Genomic DNA, 18,094 nt, shown 5'->3' with positions numbered 1-18,094 from the left:
TTCCCCAGATAATCAACAAAAAAATATGGTATTAATTACATAGCGATCGATAAAGTTCAACAGTCTGAGCTACTGTGTTCTCCCAACTAAATAGTTTAGCTCTCTGATATCCTTTTTCGATTAGGCGATCGCGTTCTGTAGGACAATTGAGTAGTAATAGCAACATATCTACTAAATCATTTGTTGATGACGGATTAAATAGCAATCCTGCATCACCCACCACTTCTGGAATACTGGAAGTATTAGAAGCAATCACAGCAGTTCTACAAGACATGGCTTCCAAAGGAGGAATACCAAACCCTTCGTATAGAGAAGGATAAACCAGAGCGATACTACAACGATAAAGCTTTGCTAGATGCCTATCTGTAACATAAGAGTATTGTATGATATGGTTGGTTAAATTTAAATCTTCAATCAATTTTGTTTCTGCATCATTAAATGGTAGCCCAGCAACACATAGGGCAATTTCTGGCACAACAGAGACAGCTTTGGCAAATGCTGATAATAAACCATCAAAATTTTTATAACTAGAGCGGCTACCTACGTAAAGATAATATGGACAGGAAGGAACTGGTTCATCCCCGTATGATTTACTAGCATTAATATCCGAACCATGATATATGACAGTTATTTTATCTTCAGGAATGCTATACATTTGGAGTAAATCTTTTTTGGTATTTTGAGACACACAAATAATTGCCTGTGCTTTCAAAATAGCTTTTTCTTTCGCTGCGGCTGAGTTATCATGTAATTCAAATTTAGTAGGAAAAAGTTCATGGAGCATATCATGAACAGTAATGACAACCGGACAACGATAATTGTCGATTTCTTGTCTACTTAGTAATGAATAATAAGTAGGATGGGCTACATCAAACTTATTCAAGACACTAATTGCTTCAAAGTAATATTTCTCCAGCCAATAAGATAATCGTCCTGGGCGAAATCCGAATCTTTTATACTGGAAAATCCTTAGATTTGGATGAACTGGATAAGTAATTTTATGCTTGTGGTAGTTACTTAACGTAGTTAAGCAAGGCATAAAATTTTCTGGCAACCCCTCAATTAGATTAGCAAAGTAACGACTAATCCCACCAGCTACTTGGAAAGTATATATTTGTCCATCATAAAGAATTCGCATAAATTATTAATCAAAATCTTACTTAGTCAGTTTGGATAATTATTTAATAAAAATCAAAAACCACTGTTTCTGAATTAAACTTTCTTCAGCATTTAAGTTTATTATCACAGCCAAATATAACCAGTGAATTCTCCTAAAATATCTCTAGATTTTATCATTTTTACTTGCCATAGATACAGCATTTCGTAAGCTGTGCCATACCGATCGCATAATAAACCAGATAAATATGTAAGCTACCCTTCTAATAACTCTAAACGAACGACTGCACAAAAGCCCTTCTTTAATTTGAGCAGATGCCACATTGACCTCACCCACAGCAAGATTATAATATGCTAAATCAAGAGCAGACATCGCATAATTTTCTCTGGCTTTGTTGGATAATTCAACAGCAATATTTTCAGGTAGATAAGATTGAGATATTTCTATAGCTCTCCTTGCGTCAGCAAAGTTAGTTGCTGATTTCATGCTATCAGAAGTATATGAAGAGGAATGTTGGCGATAACATACCAAAGGTTTAGGCTCATACCAAACAGGATAGTGTATCGATATTCTTTTCCACATTTCCCAATCAGTAGCAGTACGTGCTTCTGAGCAAAAGCCACCCAATTTCTCGTAAACATCCCTTCTAACTACCACAGCAGGAGCATATATTACACTTTCCACTGCAAGGCGTTCTAGCAAGTTAGTAAGAATACCAGGTGTTCTACTTTCTAGAGGTGATAAAGATTGCCAATGACCTTCTTCATCCATGAAAATGTAGCGACTGAATGCTAATCCAATAGTCGGTTTTTGGAGAATAGCAGATTGCAAATATCTATAAAAACCATCCAGCACAACATCATCATCATGTAAAATATGAACCCAATGACCACGAGCGTGGTTTAGGCAAGTGTTCCAGTTAGCATTCATCCCAACATTTTGCGGTTGCCTATAAAAATAAACTCGATTATTGCCTATTTCTTTTACTAGTCTTTCTATGTCATTTTCTGTGGAACAGTTGTCTACTACCTCGATTTGCATTTCATCAGGACTATAACCTTGAGCTAGGACACTTTTAATTGTTTGTTCTAGATACAGAGTGCGGTTGTATGTCGGAATCATCACTGACCAAAGTGGCCTGGTAGTTCCTTCTGTAACTGGATGAATTTGTGGATATGCGATCGGCAAAGATGCTGAACTTTTGGACATCGGTTTAATAGTTTTATTTAAATACGAACTAAAGTCAAGCTATATCATGTAGTTGAGTTTTTGCCCGCGAAATTATTCGCCGAATCTTTTGTTTTAGCCAACTAGGTAAAATTGAGCTACGCAACCACCGTATCCCAATCCAAACAATCAGAGGAATTGTTTGCTTAATTGCTTTCCAAGAATGATTCGATCTGAGCAATTCTTGAATTTGAGCCATTGCCCCCCCAAGATCCCACATGGCAATTGTGCATCGGATTTGAGAAATAGATAATGATGCCATTTCTTCTTTGGTTTTTTCTATTAATTGGGGAGCTATTGTCTCAGGAAGATAAGAATTAAACTTGGCGATTACCTTAAATCCATCAGCGATAATCAGCCTAGTTTTAAATAACGAAGCCGTAACTGAGTAAGGGTTGGAACGGTAGCAGGCTAAGGGTTGAGGCTCATACCAAATTGGATAATGTACTGCTATTCTCTTCCACATCTCATTATCAGGCATATATTTTAATTCTTCATCAAATCCGCCTAGTTTTTCGTATACACTACGCTTGACTACTATAGAAGCACATTGAACCGAAACACCTCCAGCAAAACGCTCTAAGCTATTAAGAAAAATTCCTGCTGTTTTCATTTCCAGTGGCGAGAAGTTTGTCCAATGACCATCATAATCTATATAAATATGCCTACAGAAAGCTGCTCCTGCCGATTCATCTTTTTCTAAAGCCGATCTTAAATAGCTATAAAATCCAGGGAGAACTAGATCGTCATCGTGTAATATGTGAATCCAATGACCGCGAGCACGATTTATGCACGTATTCCAGTTCCCCGCCATGCCCACATTATAGGATTGTCGATAGAAGGCAACTCTTCCTTTACCTATCTCTTTAACAATTGCTTCCGTATCCACTTCAGAAGAACAATTGTCTATTACCTCAATCTGCATTTGATCGTAGCTGGGAGCTTGTTCTATGACGCTCCGTAAAGTTTCTTCAAGATATTTCTTTGGGTTATAAGTGGGAATCATCACTGACCAAAATGGTCTGTTAAAATTTTCTGCTACAGAGTTGATTGAGGGAGGAGCAAAATTTTGATGTTCTATTTGTTGGAACTTAGTGTTTTTTAATGTCATTAAACTTCTCGCTCAAATAGTATTTATTTTACTAATTACTCTATGAAGCTGGTTTTACACTACCCTTTACTTTTCTAATGCCTTCTCTTATGCTTATTTTTGTTTTCCATCCCGGTAATAGTTTACCTTGGTTCCAAGGTACCATTACCTCGCGAGGCCGATAAGGTCTACCTCCCCATTGAATAGGCAAGTTTGTACCAGTTTCTTGCTCATAAACCTCTACTATCTCCTTTAACTTTATCGGAGAACCAGTTGATACTTGATATTTTTCATGCCCCTGAACTTTTCCAGATAACAGACGCTCAAGTGCCAGAATGTAAGCATCAATAACATCATCAATATACACAAGTTCAATTAGCTGTTCTCCAGGAGACATTGCTAATAGTTCTTTTTGGTTAGCGGTTTTTTCTAGCAAGGCGAATAATTTTTGGCGCGGGTCATTTTGCCCGTAAGTATCAAATAGTTTGAGAGTGATTACTTGCAAGGGTGTTGTTTCTATATAAAATTGAATAATTGCTTCAAAAGCTTGTTTAGTAGCAGCATACAAACAAACAGGACTATACTCTTTGTTTTCGTAATGCTGCCATGAAGTGCCTGTGTTGATCAAATAGTAAATTTTCTGGGCTACCATTGCTTCAACTAACTGAGTAGCAAAGGTAATGTTGCTTTGCAGCATCGGTGCTATATCCTCTGGAGTATGTTGTGCCAGGAATATAGATGCTAAATGAAAGACAACTGTTGGCTTGGCGGATTCCATAATCCTAAACAAGTCTTCTGTAGTACCGTCATGAGTGTGAATAGTAATTCTATCCCGGACAGACTCTAACAGTTGTAGCTTAGAGTTGGGACGGATGATTATATGTACTTGCCAGCCAATAGAAACCAATCGACTTATTAAATGCGATCCCACAAAGCCAGTAGCACCTGTTACGAGCGCAGTCAGGGATGACTGGTTAGCAACCATCAGTAGCTTCCTCTGAGTAACGAAAAGGAGTTAAAAAATCAGCAAAAGTTACAAAACTACTATCCCGTGCTGAAATAATTGGCTGCTTATCTGACCAAGGAATACCGACTGAGTTCCAGAGTATGCCAGCATCATGTTCGCGGGAATATACAGTAGTCACTTTATATATTAATACGGCCCGATCGCTCAACACATAAAAACCGTGTGCAAAACCAGGAGGGATGTAAATCAAATTTGCTTTTTGGGCGCTTAGTTCAAAGGTGGCATATTTCCCGTAGGTAGGCGAACCGACTCGCAAATCTACTACAGCATCCATTACCTGACCAACCACACAATACACCAATTTTGTATGTTCATAAGGCGGTAATTGAAAATGCAATCCCCGCAAAACTCTTTGGTGTGAAACTGAATAATATTCCTCGGCAAAATGTGTTTCTAATTTATATTCAGCAAATACTTCTTGATGAAAGATTTTGACAAATTTTCCTCGATCGTCCTCGAAAATATTAGGCTGAATTTCGTAACAACCTGGTAGAGAAGTTGGTTGGATGTTCACGCTCCTGCCCCAGAAGAAATAAAATCTTGTATGCTGCCAGTGAGAGCCTGGTGAATGCGATCGACTATATAATTTAGTCTAGGTTCATCTAAACCAGGATAAGTCCCCACCCAAAAAGTTTGATTCATCACTCTGTCTGTTTGTTTCATTTCTCCTACCACTCTATATTTAATCTCCTCATAGGCAGGTTGACGGAGCAAGTTACCTCCGAATAACAAACGAGTGGCAATTTTATGACTTTCCAGATGTCGAATCAGCTGGTTGCGGCTAATTGGTGCCTCTTCGCGCACCGTAATCGGAAATCCAAACCAACTGGGAGTGCTATTGGCTGTAGCTTCCGGCAAAATCAAATATTCTTCTAGCGGCTTGAGGGCAGTATAAAGATAAGCATAGTTTTGCCGTCGCTGTTCAATAAATTTGGGCAATTTTTTCAGTTGTGCCACACCAACTGCCGCTTGCATATCTGTAAGCTTGAGGTTATAACCGATATGGCTGTAGGTATACTTGTGATCGTACCCAGGGGGCAAATCTCCTAACTGCCAATTGAAACGCTTACCGCAAGTATTATCCACACCAGGGGCACACCAGCAATCGCGTCCCCAGTCCCGCAAAGATTCTACTATTCGTTTCAATAGTGGACTGTTGATTAATACACAACCGCCTTCACCCATTGTGATATGGTGGGCTGGGTAAAAACTTACTGTAGCCAGATCGCCAAAAGTACCTACTTTTTGACCTTGATATTCTGCGCCTACCGCGTCGCAGCTATCTTCGATTAGCCAAAGATTGTGTTGTTGGACAACTGCTTTAATGGCATCCAAGTTAAAAGGATTACCAAGGGTGTGAGCTAAAATAATTGCTTTGGTGCGGGGAGAAATAGCTTCTTCCAGACGAGTAACATCAATATTGTAGGTGGGGATGTCTACATCCAGAAACACAGGTACTAAACCATTCTGGATAATCGGGTTAACTGTGGTTGGAAAACCAGCCGCTACTGTGAGTACTTCGTCTCCAGGTTGGAGGCGGCGATCGCCTAACAGAGGTGATGTCAAAGCAGAAACAGCTAACAGGTTAGCACTAGAGCCTGAATTTACCAGCAAAGCAAAGCGAGTTCCCATAAAGCGGGCAAATTCGCGCTCAAACTGCTCTGCATATCTCCCGGTAGTCAGCCAAAAGTCCAAAGAGGCATCAACCAAGTGTACCAGTTCTTCTTCGTCAAAAACTTTACCACTGACTGGTACCGGATCTTTACCCGGAGTAAACGGTTTACCAGGCCATTGCATTTGGTAATATTGACGGGTTAATTCCAGGATTTGCTGGCGTAACTCTTCTGGCTTCATTTTTCCCTTTTTAAGAACTGTTTGTACCATTTGATCGTTTCCCCCAAACCCTTTTCCAAGGAATAGAGGGGTACCCAACCCAGAACTTGTTCCGCTTTCTGAGAAGATAGGTATTGATCCCGAATTTCCGCTTTTGCTTGGTTGAGAATCAGGGGTTCTATATCTTCTCTTCCCATCAGATGTCTTAGCGCATCTACGATTTCTAGCACGGTACGCGGCTGTTTGGGGCCAAAGTTGAAAGCTTCCCCTTGGATCTGTTTTTCCTCTAATGCTTCAGCCATAACCATATAAGCATTTACCGCATCCTTTACATAAACATAATCGCGGGTAAAGGTGCCATCACTGCGAATGATGGGCCGATCGCCATAAAATAAGCTGCGGATCGTGCCAGGTATAATTCGGCTCCAGTTTAAGTCTCCACCTCCATAGATGTTACCACAACGGGCAATTACCACTGGCAAGCCAAATGTATAGTAGTAAGACTGGGCAATTAAATCTGTACAAGATTTCGATACATCATAAGGATGCCTTCCCAAGGGCGGCAGATCTTCGGTATAGGGTAACACATCAATCTCACCGTAAGCTTTATCACTTGAAGCAATTACTACCCGCTTTACTAAGTCTCGATGTATGCGGCAAGCTTCCAGCAAGTTGTATGTTCCTCGGATATTGGCTTCAAAAGTAGGCAAGGGACTCCGATAAGCTGCACCAACAATAGTTTGTGCCCCTAAGTGAAAGACCGTATCTATTTCGTGTTCGTTAATAGCTCTTTCCAGAACACTGAAATCCTCAAGACTTCCGTTGACTACAGAGACTTGTTGAATAGTGCCGCTACGATAAAGTTCTGATTGTGGATCGCCATCATGAATTAACGCTACCACATAGGCACCTTTTATTAATAGTTCTTTAACTAACGAGGAACCAACAATCCCAGTTGCCCCAGTTACAAAAACTCGGCAACCTTGCCAAGATTTAAACTTCATTCTTGCCAAACTTTCCAAGGTGCTTTCCCTTCCTGCCATAAACTTTCTAATAGACGTACATCCCTCAAAGTGTCCATGCACTGCCAGAAATCTTCATGCCGATAGGCTACCAACTGACCTTTTTCGGCTAGTCGCTCTAGAGGCTCTTTTTCAAAGATTATGTCATCTCCATCAATGTAGTTAGCAATTTCCGGTTCTAAGACAAAAAAACCGCCATTAATCCAGCCTTCCCCAATTTGAGGCTTTTCTTCAAAGCGGTCTACTAAATCGCCATTAAAACTAATACCACCAAAGCGAGCAGGCGGGCGTACCGCTGTTACTGTAGCCACACATCCGTGACTGTAGTGAAACTCTAGCAGCTTGTTAATGTTTATATTTGCTACTCCATCACCATAGGTGAGCATAAAAGTTTCATTACCTATAGACTCTGCTAATCGTTTTACTCGCCCACCAGTTTGAGTAGCTAGTCCTGTGTCAAGCAAGTTTACTGTCCAATCTTCACAATTATTGTTGCGAACAGCTACTTCCCCTGTCTTCAACTTAACAGACAGACTGTTGGCACGATAGTAATAATTAATGAAGTAATCTTTTACCAGTTCGCCCTTGTAACCCAAAGCAATAGTAAATTCTTTAAAGCCGCTGGCAGCATAAATTTTCATAATATGCCAGAGAATTGGACGACCACCAATTTCAACTAACGGTTTAGGTTTTACAGTTGTTTCTTCCTGAAGACGAGTACCCAAGCCACCTGCGAGAATAGCTACTTGCATAGTTATTTAATTTCTACAACTTCTAAATTGACATCTCTAAAAACAATATTTCCCCAGCTATGGTGCCAGTTGGTTATAGTTTCATATTGCTCCGGATTCGGGAGAATTTGAAAACTTGGTTGACCAACAATACTATCTAAATCCTGTCTGTTAGCAGGGTCAAAACCTCTTCCTATACTTAGACCAGTATAATATAGCCCTGGGGCTAAATTTAGATGATTCATAACTAATTCTAATGTAATTTCTTGGTTTGCTTTTATAGAGAAAACTTGACTGGTAATTAAAGTACCAATAATATTGTTTAGGCTGCTAAATATAGTTGCTCCAATAGTTAAATCATTTTCATTTTTGTCTGATTCAATAATTATTTTATATTTAATCGAATGACCAAAAATAATTGTGTTTTCTCCCCGATCGGACAAAATTTTAATGTCAGTAAATCTGGTATGTTTACCAACCCCATAATTTCGGATTTGATTTAGGTTTTGATTATCATTTTGCAAGACTTCTGACAAATAAGTATTTACAACTTTTTCTGTTATGTCAAATTGGCGTATTTGACCATTAGATAAATAAATACATTTATTACATAACAAACTAATTGTTGACATATTATGACTGACAAATAATACTGTTCTACCTTCTTGGGCTGCTACATTTTCCATTTTACCTAAACATTTTTTTTGAAATGCAGCATCTCCTACAGCGAGTACTTCATCTACTACTAAAATTTCTGGTTCTAAGTTGGCAGCAACAGCAAAAGCTAGGCGAACATACATACCAGAAGAGTAATACTTTACGGGAGTATCTAAAAATTTCTCTACTTCAGCAAAAGCAATAATCTCATCAAATTTATTTTTAATTTCTATCTTACTCATGCCGAGAATTGCACCATTGAGATATATATTTTCTCGTCCTGTCAACTCTGGATGAAAACCAGTTCCCACTTCTAAAAGGCTTGCTACCCGCCCTTTGAGAGTAATACGTCCTGTAGTAGGTTCAGTTATCCGACTCAAGACTTTCAGAAGAGTTGATTTCCCAGCTCCATTGCGCCCGATTATCCCTATAACTTCTCCTGGCTTAATTTCAAAGGACACATCTTTCAAAGCCCAAAACTCTTCATTAATTGAATTGACATTCCTTTTAGCAAATGATTTAAATAGTAATTGACCTAAAGATTTAGCTCCATTGGCAAGGGTATCGCGCAAAGCTTTATATCGCTCTTGTTTGTTTTGTCCTAAAATATATTTTTTTCCTACATTTTCTGCACGAATTATACTATCTGACACTTAACTTTAGCTCCTATTCAAATTACTTAGTTTTGCTTCTATTTCTTCTATTTCTTTTTGTATAACAATTTCCCAGTTGATCGTAGGAGCTAAACATACTTTTTCTAGATGAGTAGCTATAGATGGAATAGGAACCCACAAATTCCATTTCTTTCCAAATAAAATTTGATTCCAATTATAAATCCACGCTCTTTTGACAAACTCAAATAACCATTCATTATCTTTCTTTAAGTAAAATTTGTATATTTCTAATGGATTGAATATTTTAGCTTTTGTCAAGCTCAACCAGTTTGAAGAATCTAAACTTCCCATAGCATATTTGTTAAATATATTTTTAGTATCAATTAAATTACTTCTAGTAGTAATAAAAGTATGGCAAGTAGAATTAGCTGTTCTCCAATGCTTGTTACCAAAAATTTTTATTTTATATTTATGAGCGTGTAAATCTGTTATATAATAATCTAAATGATCGTAAGGAGAAACAAAATCAACATCTTCATTTTCTTGTAAAAAATTAATCATTTTTTCAAATGCTGTATCAAGATAAAAGTAATCATCTTCAGCTAAGTATACTATTTCTGATAAATTTTGTTCTGATAATATTTTTAATTGTAACCCAAGAGTGCCTCCATCTCCAATTCCGTTCAATTCAATAAATTCTAAATCTTTAGAAGCGAAATATTTTCTAAATAAATCTTTATATTCTGGTGGGCAAGCATCTAACAAAACCCACATTTTAAATTTTAGATTGCCCAAGCATTTTCTAAAGGAACTTAAACATAATTCGGCTAATTTATATTTGTTATCAGTAAAAACTATAGGTGTTTTTGACACTTTTGGATATATTCTATAGGCAATTGCTAAGTCATAGCTTGAGTTGTTCATTTTTTTAACTTTCTATCCTGGCTAAATTACATCAGCAAAATTGCGCTCTGTTTTGCGAAAATACCAGATCCCACTAGTGATTAATATCGTAACTAATGCTAGAGAAAGAGTAAATCCCGGCAAGTAAAGTTTGGTATTTCCCAAGATAGCCCAGCGAAAGCCATCAATTACACTTACCATTGGATTTAAAGAATAGAGTAAGCGCCATTGTTGGGGAACGATACTACTACTGAAACCAACTGGTGAGATATATAAACCAAATTGAACGATGAATGGAACTACGTAGCGGAAATCACGGTATTTTACGTTTAAGGCGGCTAACCATAATCCTCCTCCCATTGCTGCGGCAAATGCGATCGCAATAAACATCGGTAACGTCAGAATTCGCCAACTAGGGACAAAATTATACCAAATCATCAATGCTAGCAAGATCATGCCAGCAATCATAAAATCGACAAAACTAACAATTACAGCCGAAGCAGGGACAATTAAGCGCGGAAAATAAACTTTAGAAATCAAGTTAGCATTGCTAATTAAACTGTTACTACATCCAGAAAGGGAGTTAGCAAAAAATTGCCAAGGTAACATTGCCGCAAAAACTAATATGGGATAGGGTACACCTTGGGAAGGTAATTTGGCTAATTGTCCAAATACTACGGTAAATACAATCATTGTTAAAAAAGGTTGTATTAATGCCCAAGCAATACCGATCGTAGTCTGCTTATAACGGACTAATATATCGCGCCATGCCAGGAAATAAAATAATTCCCGATAACTCCAGAGGTCTTTCCAATATTGCTTTTCGGTACGACCTGCTTCGATGATCAACTCTGTTTTAGCTTGAGAACCCATAAATGTAAAGAATTATAAGTAACACTTTTTTCAAGTATAGGCGTGTATTCACTGGGTATGTAGGAAAAGCGATCGCTCTGTTAACCCTAGTTTTACTACCCGATCGTAGTAGTCAGTTCCAGCTACAAATTATTAAGCTCTGTATAGTTTTGCTCCTTTGTTAACCTACTTGCTGTCCGTATCCCACAATAAGATAGCAGAACTGAGCATAAGTTGAGAGAAACTAAACTTATTTTCGTGGCGCAAGCTATTCACCCAGAAAATTATCTCCCTTGACTCCTCTATTAAGTCATCAGAAATTGACACATCTATCTTAAGGTTGATTTTGATTTAGTGGGGATTGAGGATATTTGCATTTAACTTCTATTTCAAAGTTGCTTTCTGCCGAACCTTCTGTTACAAAAGGTATGCCTGCTTTGCCACCCAGTTTGATGCCAAATTTAATTGTGACTTCTTCTATTTCCGCTTCAGTAAAATTTTTGAAGGCTCCTAGCGCAAATTTGGTGTAACTGCGAATCTGATTGTGAACGTCTTGGATGTTGACTGTAGCTATAGGCATTACACCGCGAGTTACAGGTTCATCGTCTTCTCGTTCTGGGATATCGATATCAGTTTTGGACTGGATGTAGAGGTCGTATTCTTGACCATTATCTTTAATTCTCAGGCGTTCTACTTCTGACATGAGTAATTTTGGTAATTTGGTAACTGCTATGTTGGATAGGATACTCTAAAATCCCCGTATCCCAGATCAGGTTTCATGGCTCGATATGCGCTGGTGATTGGTATTGCTAACTATGAGAAGATTAGCCCAAATCTACCCAAAGCTGCGACTGATGCTGAGGCAATTGCCCAAATTCTCGAAAAACAGGGCAATTTTCAGGATGTGGAACGCTTACCAAGACGGTGGATAAAGGAGGAAAACCGTTGGGAAGTGGCGCTGGATAAAAAACTGACGGGGAAAGATTTGGGTGAGGCGCTGAAAGACTTTTTGCTAAAGAAGGCGGAAAACCACGAGGCGCTAATTTATTTTGCCGGACATGGTTTAGAGGTTGCCAGTTGGACGGATGAGAAGAAAGGATTTCTGGCAACTTCAGATTGTAGCAGCGACGGACGCAATGGGATTTTGTTGGATGATTTGAATGTGTTGATTAGCAAGTCAAAATTCAGCAATTTGGTGATTTTGTTAGATTGCTGTCATGCTGGATATGCGCTAGAACGAAAACTTCTGAATGATAGTTTGAAAGCTATTGGGCAAAAAGATTATTACCTGATTACTGCTTGTCGTGAGTTTGAAAAGGCATTGGAAGCTAAGGAACACGGGGTTTTTACGGGGGCAGTTTTGCAGGGATTGGGGGATGATAATGCTGATGAGGATGGGCGAGTTAGTGGCGATCGCCTTTTCGATTTTATCGCATCAGAACTCAAGGGTAGCGGTCAAGAACCGATTCGCATGGGGTGGGGACGATCGATTACTTTAGTTCAATATCTGCCAAAACAGAAGGAAAAAGTTGTTAAGGAAGATTGTCCCTATCAAGGATTAAGGTATTTTGGGGAAGAACAGAAGGAATTCTTTTTTGGACGGGAGAAAGTCATCCAGCTGCTATGGCAAAAGCTGGGACAAGCGAATTTTGTGCCGATAATTGGCGCGTCGGGGAGTGGCAAATCTTCCGTAGTTCGCGCAGGTTTGATTCCTAAATTAAAGGAAAATGGCTGGGAATTGTTAGCGGAACCGATTTTGCCTGGGGTGGAACCGTTGGCGGAATTGAAGCGGGCTTTTAATGGTTGGTTTGATCGATCGCAATTGCCAGAAATCTATTCTCTCATGGAAACGGCTGGTTTACCTGCGGTAATTGAAAGATTACCCGGTTCTAAGCGGTTGTTGTTAGTGGTGGATCAATTTGAAGAGGTGTTTACCCTTCGTTCTTCGGATAAAGATGAACAGACACGCCGATTTATTGAATTGCTCACCAAGGTAGCAGAAATTCCCGATTCGCGGTTGGCAATTGTGACGACAATGCGGGCGGATTTTCTGGAATATTGTTTGAGTTATGAGTCGCTGACTCGGTTGATTCAAAATCAAGCGGTGTATATGCCGCCTTTGTTGGGGGCAGAATTAGAAGAGGCAATCGCAAAACCTGCTAATCTTCAAGGTTATCATCTGGAAACTGGTTTGCTGGGAGCGATTTTGGATGAAGTGGGGAAGGAGAAAGACTGTTTACCTTTGTTGCAGTTTGCGCTGACGGAACTTTGGGAAAAACGTGATAACCAAAAGCATCAGCTAACTTTAGAACAGTATCAAGTGCTGGGGGGAGTAACTGGGGCGCTGAACCGTCACGCGGAAAAGGTTTATAGATATAAGGATTTTCAGAAAGATTTGCCGCAGTTGGAGAGAACGGCGGAAGAACAGGAATGGATAAAGCGGATATTTTTAAGGTTGGTGCGAACGGGTGAGGGGGAGAAGGATACTAGGCAAAGGCAACCGAAAGCTAAATTGTTGGGTATTGCTAAGGATAATTTAGCGGATGGGAAAGTTATTAATGATGTTTTAGATGAGTTGATTTGCGGACGATTGTTAGTCACTGGTAAAGAAAATCAGCAAGAAGAAGCTTGGATTGATTTAGCACATGAAGCTTTAATAGAAGGATGGTTAAAATTTACACAATGGCGTGAAAAAAATCGAGAACTACGTCGATTAGTTACCAAAATTGATGATGCTTATCGTGAATGGAAGAACAATCAGAAAGATGAAAAGTTCTTGATAATGGGGGGACTTTTAGTTCATATACGAAAGCGATGGTCAGAAATTGAACCCTATTTAGATTCTTTAAGTAAAGAATTTTATAAGAAAAGCGATGCTAAAGAAAAAGCTGATGTTAGTGTTTTACAGCGAGTGGCAAAAATTATAGATAAGTTATTTAATCAGTCAGAGGATGCTAGAGAACAAATAAATAAAGATATCTTATCTTGGGTGAGTAATATAATAAATGAGCAATGGGGAGGACAGCCAGAAAATACTTCCTATCAGCTACAAGGTAGGGCAGATGAATTTTTTACTATGAGAAGGAGAGTAATTATAGAAGAAGTAATAGAACCTGGTAAAATTGGACGAGTCCGTTTTATGAATTCATACTGGAATGCCCAGTGTTTACAAGAAATTGCTTTGCTTCCTGGCGATAGTGCTTTCGTAGTTGGAAGAAAAGGTATTACCCTATTAGTTGAGCCAGTGGATGAAACAAAATCAAAAGTTTAATTAACTATTCATCTACACAGAAGTCGAATCGAAGAACAAAAAGCAGCCTGCGAAGTCTGCAAAAAATATGTTTGGAGCAAAAATAATCCAGTTCAATAAGTTTTCTCTCAACCATCAACCTCAGAATCTCATCGATGAGTCTTTGAAACTTTCAAACGAGCCTTTTAACCTCATCGATGAAGAAAAAAGCCTCGTCAACGAATAAATTTTCTTCACCAGCGGCACTCGAAACTTCAATAATTATCTAAGGTATTCAGTCATAGCAATATTACATATTAAAGCTTTCCTATAGAACGAGAGCAAAAATCTGCTGTGGCGATAAATTGAACTGAGGAAAAGTTGGAGAACTAATCACAGTATTTCCCGTAAATCGATTCATCTGATATTCCCCATCCTCCAAATTACAAACAAAAAATGTAGGTTTTTTCGGGTTGCCGATGAACTTTTTCGGCCCTAATGCTGCATAATCAACAATCCAATATTCCTCAATACCCATCTCCTCATAATCTCGAAGTTTATTATAGTAATCGTCACGCCAATTAGTAGAAACAACTTCAACAATTAATTTAACTGAATCAGGATTTTGGATAATCGATTCGCTTTCCCATCGCGGTTCAGCTTCCAGAACTTCTTGGTTTAAAACAATAATATCCGGCTCATAACCGGATTGTTCCCGTTTTGGTTTAACAATCGATTCTCTAGGAATAGTCCAAATGCCGCCTTTGCCCATCTGCCTGATAATTATTAATAGTTGCTCGATTAGGGAACCTGTTAGATTTGAATGTTTTCCCTTTGGCTTGGGCATTTCAATAATTACTCCCTCATGCAGTTCGTACCGGACTTCTGAGTTTTCGGGATACCAGCTTATAAATTCATCAAAGCTGTATAATTTGAGTTCAGCTTGAGATTGAGTCATTTTTTTTAGATAATTTTGAGCCTTTGTAAAATTATTTTTTGCCAATTTTGCCTACACTATCTCCTATTATGTTTTAGCTTATTAAACTCAAATCTTGCAGAAGGGGAGATAGAAGCTCCCAAATCTCGTTGCCAGGTTCAACCTGGCAACGAAAGACAGAGGATCTGCCTCTTGGGACAATATTTGAGTTAAACTTAACCTATTAATTTTAAGATGATAATCACCTATAAATGCCAGATAAAATAAAAGATATTAAACCCAGCCAACCCAACAAATTAAACGGCTATGGTACAACAACTCCCCACCGAAACTACCCCAGAAATCATTTACCCAGACAGCGACGGACAACCAATGTCAGACAATACCAAACAATTTCGCTGGATCGTTGTAATTAAAGAAAATCTCGAAATTTTGTTTGCCAATAATGATGATGTATTCGTTGCTGGAGATCTGCTTTGGTATCCCGTCGAAGGAAATAATAAACTTCGTCAAGCGCCTGATGCAATGGTAGTCTTTGGTAGACCAAAAGGTGACAGAGGTTCCTACAAACAATGGACAGAAAACAACATTCCTCCCCAAGTGGTTTTTGAAATCCTTTCTCCAGGAAATCGTACTGGAAAAATGTTACAAAAAGCGATATTTTATCAACGCTATGGAGTAGAAGAATATTACATTTATGATCCTGATGATATAGAATTAACAGGCTTTCTCCGTTCTGGCGATTTGTTAGAACCAATTGAACAAATTAACGGTTGGGTAAGTCCTCTTTTAGGGATTCGATTTGAACTAAAAGAAGATACTCTCTTAATTTATCGCCCCGATGGACAAAAGTTTCTTACTCCTGTGGAGTTGGATCGATTGCGAGAAGTGGAAAGGCAAAGGGCGGAACAAGAAAGGCAAAGAGCAGAACAAGAAAGGCAAAGGGCGGAAAATGCGATCGCCCAACTCGAACAAGAACAACAGCGTTACCAAGCTTTAATCGAAAAACTGCGCCAACAAGGAATTGACCCAGAACAGTTATAATTAAACGGGAAAATTCTGCTTTTCTCTTTTGTAAACAACTATGTCTACTCAAACAGATTCGCCATCTCTCGCCAATTTAACAGAAATTAGCTATCTCGATGAAAATGGCCAATTACCGACAAGTTTATCGGGTAAAATAGGGGTTTATGCAATTTTTGATCGAGCAAAAACTCTCCAATTTGTCGGTTACTCTCGCGATGTTTATCTCAGTTTAAAACAGCATCTTGTTCGTCAACCAGAAAGTTGTTATTGGTTAAAAGTCCAAACAATTGAAAAGCCTAATCGAACCATCCTCGAAAATACTATGAATTCTTGGATTGCGGAAAATGCTACAACTCCGGTTGGTAATGATGCAGACAAAGTAAAATGGACAGAAGCTATTGATGTTAAACCATTAATGACAGCAGAAGAAAAACAGAATTATGAAAAAGTCGCAGGTGAAGAATTAGCACAATCTAAAGTTTTAAAGAATATCGCCCGCAGAGTAGAAGCAGAAATTTTAGAAACTCTCAAATCTCGCGGTTGTCAAGAGGAAATTCGTTTTAATCCCAAGTTAAAAGATAACGGTTTGCTTGATTTGAAGTAGGGAGCGGGGGCTGGGTACTGGGGACTAGGGACTGGGCAATATTATTGCTTTGATTAAAAAACAGAGAAAAAGTTTCTTGTTCCCTTTTTAGAGATTTACTATATCTGGGGTTTTAAATCTAAAGTTAGAGTAAAGAAGCACAGAAGATTGCTAAAAATAAATCAATTAAAGTAAGTAAATTACAATTATGTCAACGTTTTTAAACAATCGTTATCAAATTATTCAATCGCTGGCTACTGGCGGATTTGGTCATACTTTTTTAGCAGAAGATACTCATTTACCTTCCCGCCGCCGCTGCGTAATCAAGCAACTTAAACCGATCGCACAAAACGCCCAAGTCTATCAGTTCACTAAACAGCGTTTCCAGCGAGAAGCAACTATTTTAGAGAAATTGGGCGCATCTCACGATCGAATTCCGCAGTTATACGCTTACTTTGAAGAAAATCAAGAGTTTTATTTAGTTCAAGAATTCATTGAGGGAGAAACTTTAACCGAAAAAATCCAAAAAGACGGGAAATTAAGCGATCGCACTGTCCAAAAAATCCTCATCGATCTTCTGCCAGTCCTCGATTTTATTCATAGTCAAGGCATTATTCATCGAGATATTAAACCAGAGAATATAATTTTGCGTCAACGGGATAACAAACCTGTATTAATTGATTTTGGCGCACTCAAAGAAACTATGATGACAACGATAAATTCTCAAGGCAATCCAACTAACTCAATGGTAATTGGAACGCCGGGATTTATGTCTGTTGAACAAGCAGCTGGTAAACCAATTTATTCTAGTGATTTGTATAGTTTAGGGCTAACAATTATCTATTTGCTGACGGGAAAATTGCCGCAAGAATTACCAATCGATCCCAAAACAAATGAGCTTATTTGGCATCACTATGCAGCAAATATTAATCCCAATTTAGCAGCAGTTTTGGATCGATCGATCAAATCCCATCCCAGCGATCGCTATTCTACCGCCCGTCAAATGCTCGATGCCTTACAAACTTCCCCCACCCCCGTTAATCCCAACAATCTTTCCCAACAAGCAACTGTAGCAGTTTCCCCCGGCAGGGCATCTAAACAAACTGTGCCATTGCCCAATACTTCCTCTGGTTGGGGAACAGGGGCGAAAGTGGCGATCGCAGCAGCTATACTCGCAGCATCTATTCTCGGCATTGTACTAGCAAAATCTCGCGCTCCAGAAGTAAGCAGGGGAGCAGGGGAGCAG

The 18,094-nt window shown here is 38.8% G+C and carries 17 protein-coding genes; 4 read left to right on the top strand and 13 right to left on the bottom strand.

Annotation, left to right across the window (positions count from 1 at the left end; all coding sequences use genetic code 11):
• Positions 1-31 precede the first annotated feature (31 nt).
• From IQ264_RS03685 to IQ264_RS03630, 12 genes are all read right to left on the bottom strand, one after another.
• Positions 32-1,138: a glycosyltransferase family 4 protein gene (locus tag IQ264_RS03685; protein WP_193978731.1), complete on the bottom strand. Its 1,107-nt coding sequence runs from the start codon at positions 1,136-1,138 to the stop codon at positions 32-34.
• A gap of 144 nt (positions 1,139-1,282) precedes the next feature.
• Positions 1,283-2,326 (bottom strand): glycosyltransferase family 2 protein, encoded by a 1,044-nt coding sequence (locus IQ264_RS03680; protein ID WP_193978729.1) that lies wholly within the window; start codon positions 2,324-2,326, stop codon positions 1,283-1,285.
• 34 nt (positions 2,327-2,360) lie between these two features.
• Positions 2,361-3,455, bottom strand: a complete 1,095-nt coding sequence (locus IQ264_RS03675) for a glycosyltransferase family 2 protein (RefSeq protein ID WP_193978727.1) — start codon at positions 3,453-3,455, stop codon at positions 2,361-2,363.
• A gap of 40 nt (positions 3,456-3,495) precedes the next feature.
• A complete protein-coding gene (locus tag IQ264_RS03670; protein WP_193978725.1) occupies positions 3,496-4,419 on the bottom strand; it encodes an NAD-dependent epimerase/dehydratase family protein in 924 nt (307 codons plus the stop codon).
• Complete coding sequence (gene rfbC / locus IQ264_RS03665) at positions 4,409-4,975, bottom strand: dTDP-4-dehydrorhamnose 3,5-epimerase (RefSeq protein ID WP_193978723.1); 567 nt, start codon at positions 4,973-4,975, stop codon at positions 4,409-4,411. Before rfbC ends, IQ264_RS03670 begins: the two co-directional genes overlap by 11 nt.
• Entirely contained in the window at positions 4,972-6,345 is a 1,374-nt protein-coding gene (rfbH, locus tag IQ264_RS03660) for a lipopolysaccharide biosynthesis protein RfbH (RefSeq protein WP_228061268.1), read from the bottom strand. Before rfbH ends, rfbC begins: the two co-directional genes overlap by 4 nt.
• Positions 6,312-7,298 carry a GDP-mannose 4,6-dehydratase gene (locus IQ264_RS03655; protein WP_193978721.1) on the bottom strand — a complete coding sequence of 329 codons (987 nt, stop codon included), beginning with the start codon at positions 7,296-7,298 and terminating at the stop codon, positions 6,312-6,314. Before IQ264_RS03655 ends, rfbH begins: the two co-directional genes overlap by 34 nt.
• Positions 7,295-8,068, bottom strand: coding sequence for a glucose-1-phosphate cytidylyltransferase (gene rfbF, locus IQ264_RS03650; RefSeq protein ID WP_193978719.1), 774 nt, complete (start codon positions 8,066-8,068; stop codon positions 7,295-7,297). The genes IQ264_RS03655 and rfbF overlap by 4 nt, the downstream gene beginning before the upstream one ends.
• Before the next feature lie 2 nt (positions 8,069-8,070).
• Positions 8,071-9,357, bottom strand: coding sequence for an ABC transporter ATP-binding protein (locus tag IQ264_RS03645; protein WP_193978717.1), 1,287 nt, complete (start codon positions 9,355-9,357; stop codon positions 8,071-8,073).
• 6 nt (positions 9,358-9,363) lie between these two features.
• Complete coding sequence (locus IQ264_RS03640; protein WP_193978715.1) at positions 9,364-10,242, bottom strand: glycosyltransferase family 2 protein; 879 nt, start codon at positions 10,240-10,242, stop codon at positions 9,364-9,366.
• 21 nt (positions 10,243-10,263) lie between these two features.
• Entirely contained in the window at positions 10,264-11,094 is an 831-nt protein-coding gene (locus IQ264_RS03635; protein WP_193978714.1) for an ABC transporter permease, read from the bottom strand.
• Between the two features lie 313 nt (positions 11,095-11,407).
• Positions 11,408-11,776 (bottom strand): CU044_2847 family protein, encoded by a 369-nt coding sequence (locus IQ264_RS03630; protein WP_193978712.1) that lies wholly within the window; start codon positions 11,774-11,776, stop codon positions 11,408-11,410.
• A 75-nt stretch (positions 11,777-11,851) separates the two neighbouring features.
• On the opposite strand from IQ264_RS03630, the gene IQ264_RS03625 reads away from it, so the two are divergent.
• Positions 11,852-14,344 carry a caspase family protein gene (locus IQ264_RS03625; protein ID WP_193978710.1) on the top strand — a complete coding sequence of 831 codons (2,493 nt, stop codon included), beginning with the start codon at positions 11,852-11,854 and terminating at the stop codon, positions 14,342-14,344.
• Positions 14,345-14,630: 286 nt separating this feature from the next.
• Here the strand turns inward: IQ264_RS03625 and IQ264_RS03620 are convergent, their stop codons facing one another.
• Positions 14,631-15,260, bottom strand: a complete 630-nt coding sequence (locus IQ264_RS03620) for a Uma2 family endonuclease (protein ID WP_193978708.1) — start codon at positions 15,258-15,260, stop codon at positions 14,631-14,633.
• Positions 15,261-15,545: 285 nt separating this feature from the next.
• Here IQ264_RS03620 and IQ264_RS03615 point away from each other — a divergent pair, with 285 nt between their 5' ends.
• From IQ264_RS03615 to IQ264_RS03605, 3 genes are all read left to right on the top strand, one after another.
• The gene (locus IQ264_RS03615; RefSeq protein WP_193978706.1) at positions 15,546-16,283 is read left to right on the top strand and encodes a Uma2 family endonuclease; all 738 of its coding nucleotides are present in this window, start codon (positions 15,546-15,548) and stop codon (positions 16,281-16,283) included.
• Positions 16,284-16,323: 40 nt separating this feature from the next.
• Complete coding sequence (locus IQ264_RS03610) at positions 16,324-16,869, top strand: GIY-YIG nuclease family protein (protein ID WP_193978704.1); 546 nt, start codon at positions 16,324-16,326, stop codon at positions 16,867-16,869.
• Between the two features lie 187 nt (positions 16,870-17,056).
• A partial coding sequence (locus IQ264_RS03605; protein ID WP_193978702.1) for a serine/threonine-protein kinase occupies positions 17,057-18,094 on the top strand: 1,038 nt, incomplete at its 3' end.

It is taken from the genome of [Phormidium] sp. LEGE 05292 (assembly GCF_015207735.1).
In the GTDB taxonomy this organism is placed as follows: domain Bacteria; phylum Cyanobacteriota; class Cyanobacteriia; order Cyanobacteriales; family Aerosakkonemataceae; genus Floridanema.
Note: the sequence above shows the minus strand (reverse complement) of the source record. Positions and strands in the feature narration are given on the sequence as shown.